The organism is Actinomycetospora succinea, from assembly GCF_004363095.1.
GTDB lineage: Bacteria > Actinomycetota > Actinomycetes > Mycobacteriales > Pseudonocardiaceae > Actinomycetospora > Actinomycetospora succinea.
Window position 1 is genome coordinate 618,086 of the sequence record NZ_SNYO01000004.1, and the last position, 16,637, is coordinate 634,722.

Here is a 16,637-nt window from a genome sequence, read left to right on the forward strand (position 1 = left end):
TGGTGGTCAGGCGATCGTCAGGGTCGTCGGGCGGAAGCCCTTGACGGTCAGCCACACGCCCAGCGACAGCTCCCACAGGGCGGTCGGCAGCGCGCACAGGCTGCCGGCGACCGACACCTGGTCCCAGCCGCCGAGCATCGTCACGGTCGCCGACATGATGATCAGCGGGGCACCGGCCAGGCCGACGATCGGGATGACGCGGGGGACCAGCCGCGACCGGTACATCACGTAGCCGAGGAACAGGGCGTTGACGCCGGGGATCAGGCCGGGACCCACGAGGAACGACCACTGCCGGACCTCGACGAGCGCCTGGCCGACGACACCGAGGGCGTCCGCCTGGGCGCCGACGACCCCGGCGAGGTCGGCGCGCAGGGCGACGACGCTGAGCACGCACAGGACGCCGACGAGGATCATCGCCGCCTCGACGACGCGCGAGGTGACGAAGCCGAGCGCGGCGATGCGGCTGACGCGCCGGGTCACCGGATACAGCGCGAGGGCCGTGCCGATGCCCGAGAGCGCTGTGATCACCTCGAGCCACGAGCCCCACAGCACGGCGGTGTCGCTGCCGGGGGTCAGGACGAAGCCCGCGGGGTCGGCGACGAGGTCGGCGAACAGCGCCAGCTGGGGGATCGAGGCGGCGAACGTGACGAGGTAGAGCAGGCCGCCGGCGAGGGCGATCCTGCGCAGGGGGTCCGGCCGGCCGGCCGTCGGGGTGGCCGGGGCGGTGTGGACGTCGGTGGTCATGGCGGTCTCCTTCAGGAGGGTGTGGGCTCGTCGGTCGCGGCGACCGAGACGAGGGGCAGGCCGAGGTCGCTGATCGTGCGGAGCAGGCCGTGGAGCGCGGACTGGTCGGCGACGGGACCGTCGATGACCGTGGTGCCGTCGTCCTGCGGGACGAGGGCCATGCCGTCGAACCACGGGGCCCACCGCGGCGCGAGACGTCCTCGCACCCGGATCACGTAGTGCTGGGGCCCGCTGCTGCTCATGGCGGGAACCATCGGCGCGGACGTGGTGAGCGGTCCTCACCACGTGTGGTGAGTGACGGTCAGCGACGGCGCGGGAACACGCCGAGCTCGTGGGCCCGGCGTACGGCGGCCCGGCGGCTGGTGACGCCGAGCTTCGCGTAGATGGCCTTGGTGTGGGTCCGCATGGTGTTCAGCGAGACCGACAGCTCGCGGGCGATGTCGGGCCCGTCGAGCTCCGAGCCGAGCAGGCGCAGGACGTCGAGCTCGCGGTCGCTCAGCGGGTCGACCAGCGCCCCTGCCGGCGAGGAGGGCCCGGCAGCGAGGAGCCGGCGTGCGTAGGCGTGCGCCGGGTCGTGCTTCGGCAGGGCCCGCAGCAGCCCCGCGATCGGCGGCCCCTCGTCGACGATCACGCGGACGGCGCCCGTGGCCTCGGCGAGCGCGACGGCGCGGCGCAGGGCGTCGAGCGCGGCCGGGACGTCGCCGCGGGCCTGGGCGGCAAGTGCGGTCAGCACGAGGATCTCGAGGGCGCTGCCGTCGCGCCCGCCCTCCTCGGCGGCCGCGCGCAGACGTTCGAGGAGCCTGGTGGCCGCGTCGTCCCGCCGGGCGAGGAGGAGCCGGGCGAGCGTGACGTGCTCGTACTCGCGCAGGTAGGTCGGCTCGTCGTCGGGGGACAGGTGCCGTGCTCGGGCCCAGCTCTCGGCCTCGTGGAGCTCGCCGCGCTTGATGCGCAGCCGCGCGCGCACCGCGGGGACGGGCGCCACCTCGGGAGAGTAGTCGCCGTCGTGGACACGCTCGGCCTCGTCGAGCAGGGCGAGCGCGGCGTCGAGGTCGCCCCGCGCCTCGAGGAGCCGCGCCTGCGCCACCCGCGAGCGGTACGGGTTCTGGGGCAGGCCGCGGTGCTCGCCGAGTCCTCGCGCCGTGTCGAGGTGCTCGGCGGCGGCGGCGAGGTCGTCGCGCTCGAGCAGGGCCCCGGCCAGCGCGACGTGCATGTCCGCGGTGCCCCGCAGCGGCGCCGCGGGGTCGGACAGCTCGAGGGCCCACCGGTACAGGCGCTCCGCGTCGCCCGGGCGCCCGAGCGTGCGGCGGATGTCGCCGAGGGCGATGCAGCAGCCCAGGACGTCGGCGACGAAGCCCGCCCGGTGCAGCCCGGCGACCGCCTCGACGTACGCGGCCTCGGCGCCGACGAGGTCGCCGCGCGCCCACGAGGCGAGCCCGCCGAGGGCGCCGGCGGCCGCCCGGGTGAGGTCGTCGCCGTCCGGGGTCAGCGCGAGCCCCTCGCGCGCGTGCCCGGCGGCGCCGTCGAGGTCGCCCCGGCGGAGGGCGAGCGCCGCCCGGTACACCGCGACGCCGGCGGGCACCGAGCGGTAGCCCTCGTCGTCGACGACCACCAGACCCTCCGGGACCTCGGTCGGCCACGCGCCGCCGTCCGGGCGCAGCGAGCGTTCGACGTCGGCCAGGCGCTGCGCGACCGTGTCGAACTGCGAGACCTGGGTGAGCGCGCCGACGAAGGCCAGGGCGAGCACCGGGCGCACGGCCACGACCCCGTCCGGCACCGCGCGCACCCACCGCATCAGCTCGGCCTCCCGCCGCTCCCGGCGCATGGTCGGCATCGCCCGTTCCATGAGGTCGGCGGCGCGCTCGACGTGGCCGCCGGCGAGGGCGTGGTCGACGGCGGCGGGGATGTCGCCACGCTCGGCGAACCAGTCGCTCGCCCGGCGGTGCAGCTCGGGGACGTCGTCGGCGCGCTCGTCGGCGAGGTGCGCGCGCAGGACGTCGGCGAACAGGTGGTGGTAGCGGTACCACTGCCGCCGGTCGTCGAGCGGCACCAGGAACAGGTTGGCGCGCTCGAGGGCCACGAGCGTCGCGCGGCCCCCGTCGCGGCCGGTCACGGCGTCGCACAGCGGGCCGGTGAGCCGCTCCAGGACCGACGTCGCGAGAAGGAAGTCCCGCACGTCGTCCGGCTGGCGGGCCAGGACCTCGTCGGCCAGGTAGTCCACGACGTGGCGGTCGTCGCCGGCGAACCCCGCGATGAACGCGCCGACGTCGTCGCGACCGCGCATCGACAGCGCCGCGAGCTGCAGCGCGGCGATCCAGCCCTCCGCGCGCCCGTCGAGCGCCGCGACGTCGTGGGCGGACAGCGCCAGGCCCATCGGGCCGTTGAGGTAGGCCGCGGCCTCCTGTTCGGTGAAGCGCAGGTCGGCGGCCCGGACCTCGAGCAGCTCGCCCCGCGCCCGCCTCCGCGACAGGGGCAGCGGCGGGTCGACCCGGGTGGCGAGCACCAGGTGGAGCTGCGGCGGCCGGTGCTCGAGCAGGAACGCGATCCCGTCGTGGACCCCGGGCGCGGTCACGAGGTGCAGGTCGTCGAGGACGAGCACCAGGTCGCGCGGCATCCCGCCGACGTCGTTGAGCAGCGCCACGAGCGCGGACTCGACCGACGACGGCGCCGCGTCCAGCAGCTCCAGCGCGCCGGCGCCGACGTCCGCGGCGGCGTGCACGGCGGTGAGGGCGTAGGTCCAGAAGCGCGCGGGGTCGTCGTCGCCCTCGTCCAGCGAGACGAAGGCGACCGCGGCCGTGCGGGCGGGCACCGCGGCGAGCCACTCGGCGAGCAGCGTCGACTTCCCGAACCCCGCGGGTGCCGACACCACCGTCAGCGCCGTGCGGAGCGTGCCCCCGAGCGTCTCGAGCAGGCGCGGCCGGGTGACCGTGCCGGGGCGGCGAGCCGGGGCGCGGTACTTGCCCTCGAGCAGCGGCCCCACCACCTCGCCGGGTCTACACCAGGCATACCCCGCCCGTCACCGAGTTCCGGCGGATGTCGAAATCGCGTCGGGTCCGTTCGTCGCCTGGGTGAGAGCACGGAACCGATCACCCGACGGAGGACACCATGACCGCCACCTACACCTTCGACGTCTTCTCCAGCCTCGACGGCTACGGCTCCTACGGGGGCGACGGCGACTGGGGCGGCTACTGGGGCAAGCAGGGCCCCGAGCTGCTCGACCACCGCCTCGCCTCGTTCGACACGCCGCACCGGATGGTCTTCGGGGCCACCACGTTCCGGCAGTTCGTGGAGATGCTGGCCGCGAGCGACGAGGGCGACGACGTGCGCGACCCGTGGGTGAGCCGGATGCGGAGCATGCCGATGACCGTGGTGTCGTCCACGCTGACCGGGCCGCTCGACTGGCCGGACGCCACCGTCGTGGGCGGCGACGCCGTGGACATCGTCACCCGGCTCAAGGAGGAGTCGGACGTGCCGCTGCGCTCGCACGGCAGCCTGTCGCTGAACTGGGCGCTGATGGCGGCGGGCCTCGTCGACCGTCTCCAGGTGACCGTGTTCCCCGTGGTCACCGGCCGGACCGGCGAGGGCGCGATCTTCGGGGGAGCGGGCGACTTCGACCTCGAGCTCCTCGAGCACCGGACCCTGGACCGCGACATCCAGGAGCTCGTCTACCGGCCGACGGTGCACCCTCGCCCCTCGTCCTGACCACCGGGCGCGCTCGTCCCGGACCTCCTGTTCCCCGGGTCACGGGGCAGGGCAGGATGGCCGCATGACCGAGCCCGAGCGGCCGGGCCAGGGCCCGCTCGACGACGAGCCCGAGGGCTCGGTGTCCGTGGACCAGGTGCCCGAGGGCGTCGTGCTCGCCGTGGCCGGCCCGCTGGACCTCGCGCTCGCGGCGTCGCTGCGCCGGTCGGTCGAGCGAGCCACGCGCCTGCGGCCGGGGCTGCTCGTCATCGACCTGTCCGGGGTGACGTTCCTGGCCTCGGTGGGCATGGCGGAGCTCGTCCGCGCCAACCGGCAGGCGGGCGAGACCACGGTCCGGGTCGTCGCGTCGGGGCGCATCGTCCTGCGCCCGCTCGAGCTGACCCGGCTCACCGACGAGCTCGCGATCCACGCCACCCTCGCCGACGCCCTCGCGGCCCGCTGAGCCCGCGATGACCCTGACGGCGCGGAACCCCGGGGACCAGGACCCGGAGACCGACGCCGTGCTGGACGCGCTGGCGTCGGCCTTCACGGGGCCGGACGGGCGGCCGGTGCCGGTGGAGCGCCGGCTGCTCTCCGCGGACCGGATCGCCGGCCTGCGCGGCGACGGCGACGGGGTCCTGGTCGTCGACGACGCGGCGCTGGCGGCGCAGTTCCCGGGGGCGACGGCGGCCCTCGTCGTGCTCGACCGGGAGCACCAGCGCGGCACCGCCCTGATCACGCACGACCCGGTGGGCCGGACCCACGTCGTCGCCGCGGAGGCGGTCGGTGCCGCGACCGGGGGCCTGCGCCGCGCCGTCGCCGCGCTCACCGCCGAGGCCGCCGTCATCGACGCCCTGCAGTCGGTGGGACGGCAGCTGACCGCGCAGCTCGACATCGACACCCTGGTGCAGGACGCCACCGACGCGGCGACGACGGCCGTGGGCGCGGCGTTCGGCGCGTTCTTCTACAACCTGATCAACCAGTTCGGCGAGTCGTACACCCTCTACACCCTGTCCGGCGTGCCGCGGGAGGCGTTCTCCCGCTTCCCGATGCCCCGCAACACGGAGGTCTTCGCGCCCACCTTCGACGGCACCGGCACCCTGCGCAGCGACGACATCACCGCCGACCGGCGCTTCGGCCACAACGCGCCGTACCACGGCATGCCCGAGGGGCACCTGCCCGTCCGCAGCTACCTCGCGGTGTCGGTGATCAGCCCGAGCAACGGCGAGGTGCTCGGCGGCTTCTTCTTCGGCCACCCCGAGCGCAGCCGGTTCACCGCCCGGCACGAGGGCCTGGCCGAGGGCATCGCCGGCTACTCCGCCATCGCCCTGGACAACGCGCGGCTCTACGAGCGCGAGCGCAACTTCACCCGCGAGCTGTCCCGCAACATGCTGCCCGAGGCGCCGCCGGTGCCCGGCCTGGACCTGGTGACCCGCTACCTGCCCGCCGCCCGCGGGCCGAACATCGGCGGCGACTGGTTCGACGTCATCCGCCTCGACGGCGGCGCGACCGCCTTCGTCATCGGCGACGTGGTGGGCCACGGCGTGCCCGCCGCCACGATCATGGGCCAGGTCCGCACCGCGGTCCGCTCCTACGCCCTGCTCGGCCTCGCGCCGTCCGAGGTGCTGCGCCGCGTCGCGGCACTGCTCGACGGCTTCATCGACTCGACCTTCGTCACCTGCTTCTACGCCGTGCACGCCCCGGGCGACGAGCTGGTCTTCGCCAACGCCGGCCACCTCCCCGCGCTGCTCCGGCACGCCGACGGGACCACCGAGCAGCTCGGCGACGCGATCGCCCAGCCGCTCGGCGTCGGCACCGAGTTCCCCGAGCGCACGGCCGCGTTCCCCCCGGGCACCGACCTCCTGCTCTACACCGACGGGCTGGTCGAGAGCCGCAGCCGCGACGTCACCCAGGGCATGGAATGGCTACGGACCGCGTTCGCCGACCTGCCGCGCCCGCTGACCTCCGACGCCTGCGACGGCCTCGTCGCGGCCCTCACCGGGGCGTCCACGACGACGATGTCGCGCTCGTCTACGTGCACCGCGCGGGCGGGGGGACGACGTGAGACCCGCGCCGAGGGGGACCGACTTCCACGCCGAGATGTGGGCGACGGCGGAGCGGCTGATCGGCCTGCGCCAGGCCCTGGTGCAGTGGGTCGGCGGCACCCCGCTCTCGCAGGATCGGCAGGAGGACGCCGTGCTCGCGGCCTACGAGGCCATGGCCAACGCCGTCGAGCACGCCTACCCCGGTGGGGGCGGAGGACCGCTGGAGGTCACCGTGCTCTGCGAGGACGACGAGCTGACGGTGATCGTCGCGGACCAGGGCCGGTGGAAGACGCCGGACCCGACCGAGACGATGCGCGGGCGCGGCCGGACGATGATCGACGTCCTGTCCGACGACAGCGCGACCCTGCACCGCGAGGACGGCACGACGGTCACGATGCGTTTCGGGCTCGGGTCGTCGTGACTGGACGGTGACCTGCGCGGGTACGGGAGCGTATGGACCTCGCGAACGGCAGCGGGTCACGAGCCCGGTCGTCCTACCGCGTGCGTGCTCCCGCTGACCGGCACGACACGGTCGGCGTGACCCCGCCCGGGGTGCGCCTCGCCGGCGCCCGCCGGGGTCACGCGCGGCCGCGCAGCCGGGTGCTGGCGGTCGCCCGGGGCACCGCCGCCGCCCTGCTCGTGTTCCTGCTGGCGCTGCTGATGGTCACGGGGATCGAGGTCGTCGCCGGGCAGCCGCTCTCGGGCGGGCACGCCGGGCAGACCAGCCTCGGGCAGGTGCTCCACCCGACGCGCTGACCGTCCTCAGGGTGAGGGCGTCCGGAAGCCCTCGGCGGCTGCGCCCGTCACGTGCTCGGGGAGCCGTCCGGGTGCGCCGGTGATGGTGTCGCGGGCGACCGAGGGCAGCAGCCGCTCGTGGCCGGTGGTCGACCAGTCGAGCATGAGCAGGGTGGCGTCGTCCTGGAGCACGCCGCCCTGGTGCTCGAGCACCGTGGCGGCCAGGCGCCGGAGGGTCTCGGGCGCGGAGACCTCGTCGAGCTCGGCGCGCTCGCTGAGGTCGACCAGGCGGCGCTCACCGAAGAAGTGCCCGTCGGCGTCACGCGCCTCGGTGATCCCGTCGGAGTAGAACACCACCCGGTCGTCGGGCTCGAGCCACTCGACCGCCACCGGGGTGTCCCTGGGGTGCTCGGACGTGACGCCGAGCGGGAAGCGCGGCGCCGCCCCGAACGCCTCGACGAGGTGCCCGTGCCGCAGCAGCAGCGGGGGCGGGTGGCCGGCGACGAGATAGCGCAGCTCGCCGGTGCCGAGGTCCAGCCGGGCCAGGACGGCGGTGACGAAGCGCGGCCAGGTGCCGGCCGCCTGCATCTGCACGTCGGCCTCGGCGGCGAGCTCGGCGAGGTCCTCCACGCCCCGGCGGCGGGCGTTGCGGATGGCGCTGACGGCCAGGGAGGTGGCGCTCCCGGCGGCGAGGTCGTGCCCGACGCCGTCGAAGACCGCGACGTAGGCGGTCCCCGCGTCGACGACGTAGTCGTAGGCGTCGCCCGCGACCTGGTCGTAGGGCTCGAGCAGGGCCGTGACCACCACGTTCTCGGTGGCGAAGGTCCGGGGCGGCACCAGCTGCCAGAGCAGTTCGGCGGCCACCGAGAGCGGGCGGGGCGCGCGGATGCGGCGGATGCGGTCGCTGTAGGGCAGCTTGCCGATCGCGATGTGCCCCATCACCCCGGACAGCGTCCAGCAGCGGCGGCGCAGCTCCAGGTCGTCGACGACGTCGTCGTCGAGGTCGAGGCGCACCACCCCGGCCCGCTCGGTGCCGTCGAGCATCGGCACCCACAGGACCCGCTGCCCCTGGTCGGAGAAGCCGGCGACGAACTCGCCGTGCTGGAACGCCCGCCCGGCGAGCGTGCCCTCCACCGCCACCGGTGGCGGGGGATCGGCGCGCACCGAGGTCAGCACCTCCTGGCCCAGGTCCACGAGCATCACGTCGGCGCGCAGGCCGCGCGGCGAGACGACCTCGTCGACCATCGCCGACAGGTCCTCGCCGACGACCAGGTGCGACCGGTCGGTCAGCGCGGTGAGGACGTCGCCCCACGCCTGCTCGTCGGTCGCCACGTCCCGACCCTACGACCGCTCCGGTCTCCCGCTCCCGACCCCTGGCGCCGCGTGGCCGCAGCGATCGGCCCCTGTGGGATCGGCGATCCGGTGCCACGATGACGTGCCGGTCCCGGACGCCGTTCCTCCCCCCGGGACGAAGTCCGGGGCCGGCCCTGTGCCCCGTCACCGGTCGGGCGTCAGCCGGACGTGGCCCGCGCCGGTGGTCGCGCCACGGCCCGCGCGGCGGCCTGCGACAGCGCCTCGACGAGCTGGATGCCGGTGGTCTTGTCGGGCTGGTGCTCGGTCAGGGCCGCGAGCAGCACCGTGTCGCCGCCGACGGTGACCGACCCGACGGACCCGACGACCCAGCGGCCGTCGGCGGCGGCGTCGGGCGTCCACCCGTTCTTCAGCGCGGTGCTCGTGCCGGGGTCGGCGGCGGCGCTCACGCCCCATCGCTGGTCGTCGGCGACGCGGGTCATGAGGTCGCGGGCGTAGGCGCGGGAGGCCGGGTCGAGCGGTGAGGGGCCGGCCAGGGCCGTGAGCAGGGCGAGCTGGTCGGACGCCGGGGTCGTGGTGCTGCCCCAGTGGTCGTCGAGGTGGGTGTCGCGGGGACCGAGGCGGTCGTTGGCGGCGTCGATCGCCGGGATGCCGCCGACGTCCTCCCACAGGCTGGAGGCGGCGTCGTTGTCGCTCTGGGTGATCATCAGCTCGGCCAGCTCCCGCGCGCCGGTCGAGGGCTGCCGACCGGCGTCCTGGCTCTGCAGGAGGAGGGTCTGCAGGATGTTCAGCTTGACGACGCTCGCGGTCGCGATCGGGGTGTCGGGCGCGTAGCCGAAGCTCTGCCCGGTGGTGAGGTTGCGCGCGGCCACCGAGACGTGGCCGACCGAGTCACCGGTGACGAGGCGGTCGATCGCGGCGGTCGCCTCGCGGGCGGCGGCGGCCGGGTCGACCTCGCGGACCGCCGGCGACGGCGCGGGCGCGGCGATCGGCGGGGGAGCGGGTGTCGCCGGGCGACCGAGGTCGCCGGACGCGGCGACGGCGATCAGGCCGAGGAGCAGCACGAGGACCCCGGCGTGTCGTGCGGGGCGGCGTCGCGGCCGTGGCGGCTCGTCGACGCCCGGGGGACGGAGGCCGACCAGGGGCACGGTCGGCGGGTCGTCGTCGATCCGGCGTCGGCCGGGCACGGTTCGGCGGGGCACGACGGTCACCCCGCCCGGACCGCACCAGTCGTCGCCGTCCACGCCGCCCCCTCCGCCGCTCTGCGCAACGTAGTGACTGGTGAGGTGGGTGGGTCAAGAGAGGCGCGTGTGACTGATGGGGCGACCGGCAGAACGGGTGAACGGGTTCACCCCGTGGTGGCGTGGTCGCTCGTCCGGGTCGAGGGCCCGGCGTGGATCTAGGTGATCCCGAGGGAGGCGGCGGCCGCGGCGGCTTCGCGGCGGCCGGTGACGCCGAGCTTCTGCAGGACCGCGGAGACGTGGTGGTCGACGGTCCGGACCGAGACGACGAGCTCCCGGGCGATCTCGGCGTTGGTGTGCCCCAGGGCGAGGCGGCGCAGGATCGTCATCTGGCGATCGGTGAGCCCGTGCGGGTTCGCCCGGGTGGCGGGTGCGGGTCCGCGGGGGATGGTGCCGGCGCCCAGCGACCGCAGCCGGTGTCGCGCGCGGTCGGTCGCGGGCCTGGCGCCGAGGCCGTCGAGGAGCGCGAAGGCGTCGCGGACCGTCTCCTCGTCGGGGGCGTCGAGAAGGTCGAGGGCCTGTTCGTAGGGAGCGCCGAGCGCGGCCCAGCCCTGGGCGGCGGCGCGCCACTCGCCCCGGACGCCGGACGCGAACGGCTCGGGGCACCCGGCCGGGGGCTGTGTGGCCTCGCCGAACCGGCGTCGCCAGCGCACGACCTCGGCGCGCTGGCGTGCGGGTCCCGGGCCGGCGGTGCGTTCCGTGAGCTCGACGAGCACGGCGGCGGCCCGGTCGGGGCGGTCGTGCACCCAGCAGTGTTCGACGAGGGCGAGCAGGGCGGGGACCAGCTCGTAGCGGCTGTCGGTGCGGCGGGCGTAGTCGACGGCCCACGCGAGCACGTCCTCGGCGTCGTCGGCGCCCCGCCGGACCAGGAGCCGGGCCAGCCCCGGCAGGCTGACGCGGGTCACCGCGGACTCCTCGCCGGGCCGTCCGACCAGGGCGCGCAGGCCCTCCTCCGCCGCCTCCCAGGCGCCGTGCACGCCCTCGACGAGGTGACGGTGCACCCGGAGGTGGTCGGCGTAGAGGTCGACCTCCCGGCCGTGCGCCCGGTCGAGGCCCTCCGCGGCGAGCCGGTCCGCCTCCTCGTACCGACCGAGCTCGAAGAGCTCCTGCACCTCGAGGACGTAGGTGTGGACGACGAGCACGTGGTGGTGCGCAGCGGCCGCCCGGCGGCGGGCGTCCGCCATCTCCTCGCGACCCCCGGCGTCGCCCAGGAGCATCCGGCACCGGGCCCGCAGCATCCGGCCGAGCGCGTCCAGTCCGGGCGTGCCGAGACGCTCCGCCACGTCCACCTGCTCGTCGGCCACGGCGATGGCCTCCTCGAACCGGTCGGCGGCCGAGAGGAGCAGGCCCCGGTACCCCAGCGCGACCGCCAGCGACGGCCCCTCGTGGTCGCGGAGCAGGCGGACGGCCCGCTCGGCGGTGGCGTCGGCCTCGTCGCCGCGGGCCAGCGCCCAGTAGACGGGACCGAGCGGCGTGAGCGCCTCGCCCAGGCGCTGCGGGTCGCCCAGCTCCTCGCGCACCGCGACCGCGGCCTCGCCGGTCTCGAGGGCCTCCTCCGGCCGGTCGAGGGTGAACAGCGCGGCGGTGCAGGCCTGCAGCGCCGCGGCCCGGTCGGCCGCGTCCAGCAGGTCGCCGCGGGCGAGGACGTGGCGGTAGAGCGCGACCTCCTGGGCGAACGCGCCGCCCCGCGCGGCCTGGGCGGCCGCGTCCGGCCCGAGCTCCACGACGGCGAGGTCGTCGCCGGCCCCGAGGGCGTGGTGGACCAGGCGGGCCCGGTCGGGGTCCGGCCGGCCCCGCAGTGCCTCGAGCACGCGGGCGTTGAGCCCGAGCCGCCGGCTGGTCGGCACCGCGTCCTCCACCGCGCGGCGCGTGAGCTCGTGTCGGAACGCCACCGCCTGCGGGCCGACCTCGAGGAGGCCCCGTTCCTCGGCGGGCGCGAGCACGGCGAGGTCGCCGACCAGCTGCCGCGCGAGGTCGATCTCGACCGGCGAGGGCACGACCGCGAGCTGCTCGAGCGCGACCCGGACCGCGGCGTCGAGGCCGTGCACCCGCGCCAGGACCGCGTCCGCCACCGTCGCCGGGACGCCGGCGAGGTCCTGTGCGACGGGGGCGCCGCGTGTCGCCGCCAGGATCTCCGAGACGAAGAAGGGGTTGCCGCCGGTGAGGGCGTAGAGCGGGGCGGAGGTCGCGTTGGTGGCCTCGGCCCACCGGGCGACCGCGGCACGCGAGAGCCGGCGGAGCGCCAGACGGTGGACGGCCGGACCGCCGACGGCGCCGAGCACGCGGCGCAGGCCGTCGCCGACCTCCTCCTCGCGGAAGGTCATCACCAGGACGGCCGGCAGGTCCTCGGTCCGCCGGGCCAGGAAGCGCAGCACGTCGAGCGTCGCGTCGTCCGCCCAGTGCACGTCCTCGACCACCAGCACCGTCGGCTCCGCCGCCAGCTCGTCCAGGACCGCGGGCAGCACCGCGGCCCGGTCGCCGTCGAGCAGGGCGCGGCCGAGGTCGCTCTGCGGGTCGCGGACGACGTCGCGGAACGGCCCGAACGTCCGCGGCGTCACCAGGTCGTCGCACGCGCCGGCCAGCACCCGCGTCCCGCGGTCCGCACGCGCGACGGCGTGGACGAGGCTGGTCTTGCCCACTCCCGCCTCGCCGGAGACCAGGACCACCGACCCGCTGCCGTGACGGGCCCGGTCCAGCGCGGCGGCCAGCACCTCGAGCTCGCTGTCCCGCTCCAGGAGCTCGACCACCCCGGCCACCCCCGCCATCTCGGCCCGCCTCCCGGACAGTAGGGAGGAACGGACCGGCGGTCCATCACGGCCGCGGACGGCGACGGGCCGGTGACGGGCGGTCAGTGCAGGAGCGTGAGCAGGCCCTCCAGGCCGCGCCGGAACGCCGCGCCGACGGCCTCGGCGCCGTCGAGGCCCGCGCCGGTCATGGCGCCGTCGCGCATCATGACGAAGTGCGCCGCGGCGTCCTCCGGCCGGCCGCGCCGGGGTGAGTCGCCGAAGACCTCACCGAACAGCTCGGTCAGGGTGCCCACGTACCAGGCCCGGTGCTCGAGGATCAGCCGGCGGACCGGGTCGGCGGGGTCGGGGTACTCGGCGGCGGCGTTGAGGAAGGCGCAGCCGCGGAACGCCGGGTCGGCCAGGTCGTCGGTGACGGCGGCGCCGATGGCCCGCAGCGCGTCGTCCGGCGACGGGGAGGTCTCGACGGCGGCCTGCACGACGGCGCGGGTGCGGTCGTCGACCCCGTGCAGGTAGGCGAGGACGAGGTCCTCCTTCGACGGGAAGTGCCGGTAGAACGTCGCCCGCGTCGACGGTGCCTCACCGAGGATGCGCTCGACCCCGACCGCGCGGATCCCCTCGCGGTAGAACAGCGCGCTCGCCGTGGTCAGCAGGCGTTCCCGGGCGGTCGTCGTCACGCGTCGACGCTAGCAGAAAGAACGGTCGGTCTTGCGGCGGCGGTGCGCCTGTGCCAACCTCGACGACAGCCAAGAGAGAACGGTCTTTCTACCTCCCGAGAGGGCTACTCATGACCACCGCTACCGCCCCGGCCCCTGCCGCCCCGACGCTCCGGCCGCTCTATCTCGCGCGGTTCGTCTTCGCCCTCGTCTGGGCGGTCCTGCTCTTCCTCGGCGCGTCGAGCGTCGGTGTCCTGACCGCGGCGCTGCTCGTGCTCTACCCCGTGGTCGACGCGGCGGCGGCGGTGGTCGACGCCCGCACCTCCCGCGCGGACGCGGCCCCGCTCGCCGTCAACGTCGCCATCAGCGCCCTCGCCGCCGTCGGGCTCGCGCTCGCCGTCGGCTCCGGCGTCCCGGCCGTCCTGCGGGTGTGGGGCGCGTGGGCCGTCGTGGCCGGCGTCGTGCAGCTCGTCGTGGCCGTCCGCCGGCGCCGCGTCGGGGGCCAGGGGGCGATGGTCCTCAGCGGCGGGCTCTCCGTGCTGGCCGGTGCGGCGTTCGTCGCCATGGCGTCCGGCCCCGGGCCGTCCCTGGCCGCCGTGGCGGGCTACGCCCTGCTCGGCGGCGTGTTCTTCCTGGTCTTGGCGCTGCGCCTGGGCCGGGGGAGGAGCTGAGGCGGGCGACCAGCTCCCCGTCACTCCTCGCCGGCCTCCCCGAGCACGTCCTCGAGGCGGCTCAGGGCCGTGACCGCCGTGGGCCAGCCGGCGTAGAACGCGAGGTGGGTGATGGCCTCGACGAGCTCCTCGCGGGTCAGCCCGTTCTCCATGGCCCGGCCGAGGTGGAACGGCAGCTGCTCGACGCGGTAGAGCGAGACCAGGGAGGCGACGGTGACGAGGCTGCGGTCGCGCTGCGAGAGTCCGGGGCGCTCCCACACGTCGCCGAAGAGGACCTCGCTGGTGAGCTCGGCGAGCTTCGGGGACAGGGCGATCGGGTTCTTGGCCATGATCGATTCCTCTCAGGATGTCGGGGCGCGGCCGCGGACGGCCAGCGCGAGCAGAGCACACGCGAGCGACACGACGGTGGTGACGACGACGGCGGAGTCCCAGCCGGCGAGGGTCGCGGCCGGTCCGCTGCCGGCGCCGGCGACGACGACCGCGCAGACGGTGATGCCGAGCGCGGAGCCGACGTAGCGGGCGGTGTTGTTCGCCCCGGAGCCCATCGCGGTGCGCTCGGGCGGGACGCTGGCCACGGCCTGGCGGCCGAGCGCGGCGTTGAGCACGCCGTTGGCGGCCCCGGCGACCAGCAGTCCGGGCACGAGCCGCCACGGGGAGCTGTCGACGGCGAGGCCGAGCAGGGCGACCTGGCCGGCCGCGACGCCGACGAGACCGCCGACCAGCAGCGCCCGCGGGGTGAGCGCCTCGGGGAGCCAGCGGGCGGCGTAGGCCGTGACCGCGCTCGTGGCCGACCAGGCGAGCAGCACCACCGTCGCGAGGACGGCGCTCGTGCCGAGTCCGCGTTCCAGCACGGTCGGCACGAAGTTCGACAGCGAGAGCACGCCCGCCCCGGCGCCGACCGCGGCGATCGTCGCGGCGGTGAAGTCGGGGCACCGGAACAGGGTGAGGTCCAGCATCGGCGCGCGGCTGCGACGCTCGACGGCGACGAAGCCGGCCAGCAGGAGCACCGCGGCGACGAGCAGCACGACGGTGGCGGGCACGCCCCCGTCGCTGCGGCCCTGCACGAGCCCGGCCAGCAGCGCCGCGATCCCGGCCGGCAGGAGCAGCGTGCCGGGCACGTCGAGCGGGCGGGGGTGCGCGGCGCGGGACTCGACCAGCAGCGCGCGTCCCGCGACCGCCAGGGCGAGCGCGGCGGCCGCGATCACCAGGTAGGGCAGGCGCCAGCCGCCGAGGGCGGCCAGCCCGGCAGCGGTCACCGGGCCGACGGCGACCCCGGCGCCCAGCGCCGCGCCCCATGCTCCGGTCGCCCGCGCGCGGGGACGGCCGGTGGGGAACGCCTGCCCGATCAGGCCCAGTCCGCAGGCCATCACCCCCGCGCCGCCGAGGCCCTGCCCGATCCGCAGGACGACGAGCCAGACCGGGCCCGGCGCGAGCCCGGCCAGCAGCGAGGTCAGCGCCAGCACGGCGCCGCCGGCGACGAACACCCGGCGGCGACCGCGTTCGTCGCCGATCGCCCCCGCGGCCATGAGCCCGGCCGCGCAGCCCAGGCTCATCGCCGCGAGGATCCAGGCCTGCGCACCGGTCCCCGCGCCGAGCCCGGCCGCGGTGCCGGCCAGCGTCGCCAGTGGCGTGGTGAACGCGACCAGGGTCAGCAGCACCCCGGCCGACGCCACCACGACCGTCGCACGCCCCGCGGTCACGGGCGGACGAGGACCTTGAGCGCCTCGCGATCGGCCATCGCGCGGTAGCCGTCGGGGACGCCGTCGAGCCCCACGGTGCGGTCGAAGACCTTGCCGGGCTCGATCGAGCCGTCGAGCACCTTCGGCAGCAGGGTGTCGATGTAGGCGCGGGTCGGGGCGGGCCCGCCGGTGAGGGTGACGTTGCCGCCGAACAGGCTGGCGAACCCGACCGGGGCCTCCTCGTACTGCGGGACGCCGACGCGGCTGATCGTGCCGCCGGGGCGCACGACGCCGTAGGACTGGTCGTAGGCCGGGCGGGCGCCGACGGCCTCGAGCACGACGTGGGCGCCCTCGCCGCGGGTGAGCTCGCGGACCTTCGCCACACCCTCCTCGCCGCGCTCGGCGACGACGTCGGTGGCGCCGAACTCGCGGCCCAGGTCGGTGCGGTCCTTGTGCCGGCCCATGAGGATGATCTGCTCGGCGCCCAGCAGCGTGGCCGACAGCACGGCGAGCAGGCCGACGGCGCCGTCACCGACGACCGCGACGGTCCTGCCCGGAGCGACGCCACCGCGCACGGCGGCGTGGTAGCCGGTGCCGAACACGTCCGACAGCGTCAGCAGCGACGGCGCGAGCGCGGCGTCGGTCTCGGGGAGCTTGGCGAGCGTGCCGTCGGCGAGCGGGACGCGGATGGCCTCGGCCTGCCCGCCCTGCTGGCCGGGCTCGTCCCAGAACCCGCCGTGGACGCACGAGGTGTGGAGGCCCTCACGGCAGAACGCGCAGGTGCCGTCGGAGTAGGCGAACGGGGCGACGACGTGGTCGCCGGCCTGCAGCCCCGACACGTCGGAGCCGACGTCGGTGACCACCCCGAGGAACTCGTGACCCATCCGCGCCGGGTTCCCGGCGGGCATGGAGCCGTAGGGCCACAGGTCGCTGCCGCAGATGCAGGAGGTGGTGATGCGCACGAGCGCGTCGGTGGGCTGCTGGATCACGGGGTCGGGGACGTCCTCGACGCGGACGTCGCCGGCGGAGTACATGACGGTGGCCTTCATGACGTCGAGGGAACGCGCCGTCCGGCCGTCCTGACAGGCGGAGCCCGGAGGGGTGCCACGAGGGGGGTGCCGGCAGCACCCCCG

Annotated in this window: 15 protein-coding genes and 1 pseudogene; 6 read left to right on the top strand and 10 right to left on the bottom strand. The window is 76.0% G+C overall.

The features are described 5' to 3' along the window. Positions 1–6: 6 nt before the first annotated feature. From EV188_RS18130 to EV188_RS18140, 3 genes are read right to left on the bottom strand one after another with little or no spacing between them, the layout of a single operon-like run. The gene (locus tag EV188_RS18130) at positions 7–744 is read right to left on the bottom strand and encodes a DUF4386 domain-containing protein (protein WP_133827641.1); all 738 of its coding nucleotides are present in this window, start codon (positions 742–744) and stop codon (positions 7–9) included. An 11-nt stretch (positions 745–755) separates the two neighbouring features. Then, a complete protein-coding gene (locus EV188_RS18135; protein ID WP_133827642.1) occupies positions 756–986 on the bottom strand; it encodes a hypothetical protein in 231 nt (76 codons plus the stop codon). Between the two features lie 59 nt (positions 987–1,045). Beyond that, positions 1,046–3,724 carry a winged helix-turn-helix domain-containing protein gene (locus tag EV188_RS18140; protein ID WP_133827643.1) on the bottom strand — a complete coding sequence of 893 codons (2,679 nt, stop codon included), beginning with the start codon at positions 3,722–3,724 and terminating at the stop codon, positions 1,046–1,048. Between the two features lie 122 nt (positions 3,725–3,846). On the opposite strand from EV188_RS18140, the gene EV188_RS18145 reads away from it, so the two are divergent. The 5 genes and pseudogenes from EV188_RS18145 (at position 3,847) to EV188_RS18165 (ending at position 7,223) form a co-directional block, all read left to right on the top strand. After that, positions 3,847–4,443, top strand: coding sequence for a dihydrofolate reductase family protein (locus tag EV188_RS18145; RefSeq protein WP_133827644.1), 597 nt, complete (start codon positions 3,847–3,849; stop codon positions 4,441–4,443). A gap of 64 nt (positions 4,444–4,507) precedes the next feature. After that, positions 4,508–4,885 carry an STAS domain-containing protein gene (locus EV188_RS18150; RefSeq protein ID WP_133827645.1) on the top strand — a complete coding sequence of 126 codons (378 nt, stop codon included), beginning with the start codon at positions 4,508–4,510 and terminating at the stop codon, positions 4,883–4,885. Between the two features lie 7 nt (positions 4,886–4,892). Continuing rightward, positions 4,893–6,365 (top strand): annotated as a pseudogene (locus EV188_RS18155) (PP2C family protein-serine/threonine phosphatase); the annotation flags it as partial. Between the two features lie 157 nt (positions 6,366–6,522). Continuing rightward, positions 6,523–6,888 (top strand): ATP-binding protein, encoded by a 366-nt coding sequence (locus tag EV188_RS33220; RefSeq protein ID WP_424922932.1) that lies wholly within the window; start codon positions 6,523–6,525, stop codon positions 6,886–6,888. Positions 6,889–6,968: 80 nt separating this feature from the next. Then, positions 6,969–7,223, top strand: coding sequence for a hypothetical protein (locus EV188_RS18165; protein WP_133827647.1), 255 nt, complete (start codon positions 6,969–6,971; stop codon positions 7,221–7,223). A gap of 6 nt (positions 7,224–7,229) precedes the next feature. Here EV188_RS18165 and EV188_RS18170 read toward each other — a convergent pair whose 3' ends face one another. The 4 genes from EV188_RS18170 to EV188_RS18185 all read right to left on the bottom strand — a co-directional run bounded on the left by EV188_RS18170 (position 7,230) and on the right by EV188_RS18185 (position 13,175). Beyond that, complete coding sequence (locus EV188_RS18170; RefSeq protein WP_133827648.1) at positions 7,230–8,534, bottom strand: PP2C family protein-serine/threonine phosphatase; 1,305 nt, start codon at positions 8,532–8,534, stop codon at positions 7,230–7,232. A 179-nt stretch (positions 8,535–8,713) separates the two neighbouring features. Beyond that, entirely contained in the window at positions 8,714–9,757 is a 1,044-nt protein-coding gene (locus tag EV188_RS18175) for a serine hydrolase (RefSeq protein ID WP_133827649.1), read from the bottom strand. Positions 9,758–9,912: 155 nt separating this feature from the next. Then, positions 9,913–12,519 (bottom strand): ATP-binding protein, encoded by a 2,607-nt coding sequence (locus EV188_RS18180; protein ID WP_133827650.1) that lies wholly within the window; start codon positions 12,517–12,519, stop codon positions 9,913–9,915. Between the two features lie 83 nt (positions 12,520–12,602). Continuing rightward, on the bottom strand, positions 12,603–13,175 hold the full coding sequence (locus EV188_RS18185) for a TetR/AcrR family transcriptional regulator (protein WP_133827651.1): 573 nt from the start codon (positions 13,173–13,175) through the stop codon (positions 12,603–12,605). A 110-nt stretch (positions 13,176–13,285) separates the two neighbouring features. Here EV188_RS18185 and EV188_RS18190 point away from each other — a divergent pair, with 110 nt between their 5' ends. After that, positions 13,286–13,825 (top strand): hypothetical protein, encoded by a 540-nt coding sequence (locus tag EV188_RS18190; protein WP_133827652.1) that lies wholly within the window; start codon positions 13,286–13,288, stop codon positions 13,823–13,825. A gap of 20 nt (positions 13,826–13,845) precedes the next feature. Here the strand turns inward: EV188_RS18190 and EV188_RS18195 are convergent, their stop codons facing one another. The 3 genes from EV188_RS18195 to EV188_RS18205 are packed head-to-tail and all read right to left on the bottom strand — an operon-like array spanning position 13,846 to position 16,553. Then, complete coding sequence (locus tag EV188_RS18195; protein ID WP_133827653.1) at positions 13,846–14,154, bottom strand: carboxymuconolactone decarboxylase family protein; 309 nt, start codon at positions 14,152–14,154, stop codon at positions 13,846–13,848. 12 nt (positions 14,155–14,166) lie between these two features. Continuing rightward, entirely contained in the window at positions 14,167–15,525 is a 1,359-nt protein-coding gene (locus tag EV188_RS18200; protein WP_133827654.1) for an MFS transporter, read from the bottom strand. Then, positions 15,522–16,553 carry a zinc-binding dehydrogenase gene (locus EV188_RS18205; RefSeq protein ID WP_133827655.1) on the bottom strand — a complete coding sequence of 344 codons (1,032 nt, stop codon included), beginning with the start codon at positions 16,551–16,553 and terminating at the stop codon, positions 15,522–15,524. The genes EV188_RS18200 and EV188_RS18205 overlap by 4 nt, the downstream gene beginning before the upstream one ends. Between the last annotated feature and the right edge of the window lie 84 nt (positions 16,554–16,637).

Excerpts from the sequence above, each read along its gene's own strand:
- EV188_RS18205 (WP_133827655.1), bottom strand. The coding sequence starts at position 16,553 with ATGAAGGCCACCGTCATGTACTCCGCCGGCGACGTCCGCGTCGAGGAC.
- EV188_RS18135 (WP_133827642.1), bottom strand. The coding sequence starts at position 986 with ATGAGCAGCAGCGGGCCCCAGCACTACGTGATCCGGGTGCGAGGACGT.
- EV188_RS18195 (WP_133827653.1), bottom strand. The coding sequence starts at position 14,154 with ATGGCCAAGAACCCGATCGCCCTGTCCCCGAAGCTCGCCGAGCTCACC.
- EV188_RS18130 (WP_133827641.1), bottom strand. The coding sequence starts at position 744 with ATGACCACCGACGTCCACACCGCCCCGGCCACCCCGACGGCCGGCCGG.
- EV188_RS18150 (WP_133827645.1), top strand. The coding sequence starts at position 4,508 with ATGACCGAGCCCGAGCGGCCGGGCCAGGGCCCGCTCGACGACGAGCCC.
- EV188_RS18190 (WP_133827652.1), top strand. The coding sequence starts at position 13,286 with ATGACCACCGCTACCGCCCCGGCCCCTGCCGCCCCGACGCTCCGGCCG.
- EV188_RS18145 (WP_133827644.1), top strand. The coding sequence starts at position 3,847 with ATGACCGCCACCTACACCTTCGACGTCTTCTCCAGCCTCGACGGCTAC.
- EV188_RS33220 (WP_424922932.1), top strand. The coding sequence starts at position 6,523 with ATGTGGGCGACGGCGGAGCGGCTGATCGGCCTGCGCCAGGCCCTGGTG.
- EV188_RS18180 (WP_133827650.1), bottom strand. The coding sequence starts at position 12,519 with ATGGCGGGGGTGGCCGGGGTGGTCGAGCTCCTGGAGCGGGACAGCGAG.